Raw genomic sequence first — 2,912 nt, 5'->3', positions numbered from 1 at the left:
GCGAGCGGCTCCGGGAGGCCCGGCCGCAAACGCTGACGGAGGCCGGCCGGGGCGCGTGAGCCGCCGCGGTCCCTCACGCAGCGCCGCCCCGGCCCCTTCCGGCGGCACCCCGGGCACCCGCCCCGGACGAACCGCCCCGGTATCGACGCAGCGCCCCCGTCCGTCTCCCGGACGGGGGCGCCGGCATGTCCGGCCCCGCCCCGCTTGACGCCCGGGCCGGCGCGGGAGCATTATTCAACACATGATGAATTACGCTGCGGGGCCGGCCGTCCGGGCCGACGGCCTCACCGTCGTCCGCGGTGGCCGCACCGTCCTCGACGGCCTCTCCTTCGAGGTCCCGCGCTCCACCGTCACCGGTCTGCTGGGCCCCAGCGGCTGCGGCAAGACCACACTGATGCGCGCCATCGCCGGCACCCAGGCGAAGGTCACCGGCACCCTAGACGTGCTCGGCCACCCGGCCGGAGCCGCACCGCTGCGCTCCCGCGTCGGATACGTCACCCAGGCCGCCTCCGTCTACACCGACCTGACCACCCGCCAGAACCTGGAGTACTTCGCGTCCGTCCTGGGCCTGCCCCGCGCCGAACGCCGAGGACAGGTCGAACGCGCCCTCGCCGACGTCGACCTCGCCTCCCACGCCGACGCCCTCGCCGGCAACCTCTCCGGCGGACAGCTCTCCCGGGTCTCCCTGGCCGTCGCCCTGCTCGGCTCCCCGGAACTGCTCGTCCTGGACGAACCCACCGTCGGCCTCGACCCCGTCCTCCGCCGCGACCTGTGGGGCCTCTTCCACCGCCTCGCGGCCGAGCGCGGCACCACCCTGCTCGTCTCGTCCCACGTCATGGACGAGGCCGACCGCTGCGAGCGCCTGCTGCTGATGCGAGCCGGCCGCCTCCTGGCCGACGGCACCCCCGAAGCCCTGCGGGCCCGCACCCGCACCGGGAGCATCGAAGACGCCTTCCTCCGCCTGGTCGACACCGCCCGCGCCAGGGACGGCGAGGACGGCGAGGTCCGGAAGGACGAGAAGGCCCGGAAGGGCGAGAAGACCGACACGGAGGAGATCCGGTGAGCGCGACCCGAACCCTGGCCACCGCCCGCCGCGTACTGCGCCAGCTCGCGCACGACCCCCGCACGATCGCGCTGCTGCTGCTCGTCCCCGTGCTGCTGACGGTCCTGCTGTACTACGTCTACGCCGACGACCGCGAACTCTTCGACCGCATCGGAGCCTCGCTGCTGGGCATCTTCCCGATGATCACGATGTTCCTGGTCACCTCCATCGCGACCCTGCGCGAACGCACCTCGGGCACCCTGGAGCGCCTGCTGTCCATGCCGCTGGGCAAGGCCGACCTGATCCTGGGCTACGCCCTGGCCTTCGGTCTGCTGGCCGTCGCCCAGGCGGCCCTGGCCACCGGGGTGACCATCTGGTTCCTGGACCTGGACTTCGCGGGCTCCCCCTGGCTGCTGCTCCTCATCGCCCTGCTCGACGCCCTGCTCGGCACGGCGCTGGGCCTGTTCGTCTCCGCCTTCGCCGCCACCGAGTTCCAGGCCGTCCAGTTCATGCCCGCCCTGATCCTGCCGCAGCTCCTGCTCTGCGGCCTGCTCACACCGCGCGACACCATGCAGCCCGTCCTGGAGGCGGTCTCGAACGTCCTGCCCCTGTCCTACGCGGTGGACGGCATGAACGAGGTACTGCGCAACCCGGGCGTCACCGGCGACCTCGTCCGCGACATCGCGATCGTCGCCGGAAGCGCCCTCCTCGTCCTCCTCCTCGGCGCGGCCACCCTCCGCCGCCGCACCCCCTGACCGCCAGATGGACGAACCGGCGGCGGCACCGCCGGGAGTGCGAGGATTGCAGCGCAGCACGCACCGAGTGCAGCACGCACGCACTGGACCCGGACAAGGTGAGCCGTCCCATGACCCAGAAGATCGCCGTCCTCGGAGCCGGAAAGATCGGCGAGGCCCTGCTGTCGGGCATGATCCGCGCCGGCTGGTCCCCGTCCGACCTCCTGGCCACCGCCCGCCGACCGGAGCGCGCCGAGGAACTGCGCACCCGCCACGGCGTGACCGCGGTCACGAACGCAGAGGCGGCCAAGACGGCCGACACGCTCATCCTGGCGGTCAAGCCGCAGGACATGGCGGCCCTGCTCGACGAACTGGCCCCCCACGTCCCCGCCGACCGCCTGGTCGTCAGCGCCGCCGCCGGCATTCCGACGGCCTTCATCGAGGAACGGCTCGCCCAGGGCGCTCCGGTCGTCCGCGTCATGCCCAACACCCCGGTACTGGTGGACGAGGGCATGTCCGTCATCTCCGCCGGCACCCATGCCACCGAGGCACACCTCGTCCGCACCGAGGAGATCTTCCAGCCGGTCGGCAAGACGCTGCGCGTCCCGGAGTCCCAGCAGGACGCCGCCACGGCGCTCTCCGGTTCGGGCCCGGCGTACTTCTACTACCTGGTGGAGGCCATGACCGACGCGGGCATCCTGCTCGGCCTCCCCCGGGACAAGGCGCACGACCTGATCGTCCAGGCGGCCGTGGGCGCCTCGGTGATGCTCCGGGACAGCGGTGAACACCCGGTCAAGCTCCGCGAGGCGGTCACCTCTCCGGCGGGCACCACGATCAGCGCCATCCGCGAGCTGGAGCGGCACGGCGTACGCGCCGCCCTCATCGCGGCCCTGGAAGCGGCCCGCGACCGCAGCCGGGAACTGGCCTCCGGCGGCAACGGCTAGGGCTGTTTGATGGACCGCTCGCGGTCGTGTACTGTTCTCCGAGCTGCCACGGAGTCGATTCGACACCGGGCAGCTCTTCTGTCGCCTTCGGCGGCGACCACTCACCCAGTGTGAATCCCTTCCGGGGATGAATTCCGGCATGCCGGAATTCCGGTCCGGGTGGCTCGATTAGGAGCCGGACGGGAAATCCGC

At 72.4% G+C, this 2,912-nt stretch carries 3 protein-coding genes; all 3 read left to right on the top strand.

The genetic code is table 11. The annotated features are described in order from the left end of the window. The first annotated feature begins 241 nt into the window (after positions 1-241). The 3 genes from ACLIYP_RS30040 to proC all read left to right on the top strand — a co-directional run bounded on the left by ACLIYP_RS30040 (position 242) and on the right by proC (position 2,720). On the top strand, positions 242-1,063 hold the full coding sequence (locus ACLIYP_RS30040; protein WP_412716234.1) for an ABC transporter ATP-binding protein: 822 nt from the start codon (positions 242-244) through the stop codon (positions 1,061-1,063). Continuing rightward, a complete protein-coding gene (locus ACLIYP_RS30035; RefSeq protein ID WP_412716233.1) occupies positions 1,060-1,797 on the top strand; it encodes an ABC transporter permease in 738 nt (245 codons plus the stop codon). Before ACLIYP_RS30040 ends, ACLIYP_RS30035 begins: the two co-directional genes overlap by 4 nt. A gap of 110 nt (positions 1,798-1,907) precedes the next feature. Beyond that, entirely contained in the window at positions 1,908-2,720 is an 813-nt protein-coding gene (gene proC, locus ACLIYP_RS30030; RefSeq protein ID WP_412716232.1) for a pyrroline-5-carboxylate reductase, read from the top strand. Positions 2,721-2,912 lie beyond the last annotated feature (192 nt).

This window comes from Streptomyces nanhaiensis, assembly GCF_046614825.1.
GTDB classification, from domain to species: Bacteria; Actinomycetota; Actinomycetes; order Streptomycetales; family Streptomycetaceae; genus Streptomyces; species Streptomyces radiopugnans.
Note: the sequence above shows the minus strand (reverse complement) of the source record. Positions and strands in the feature narration are given on the sequence as shown.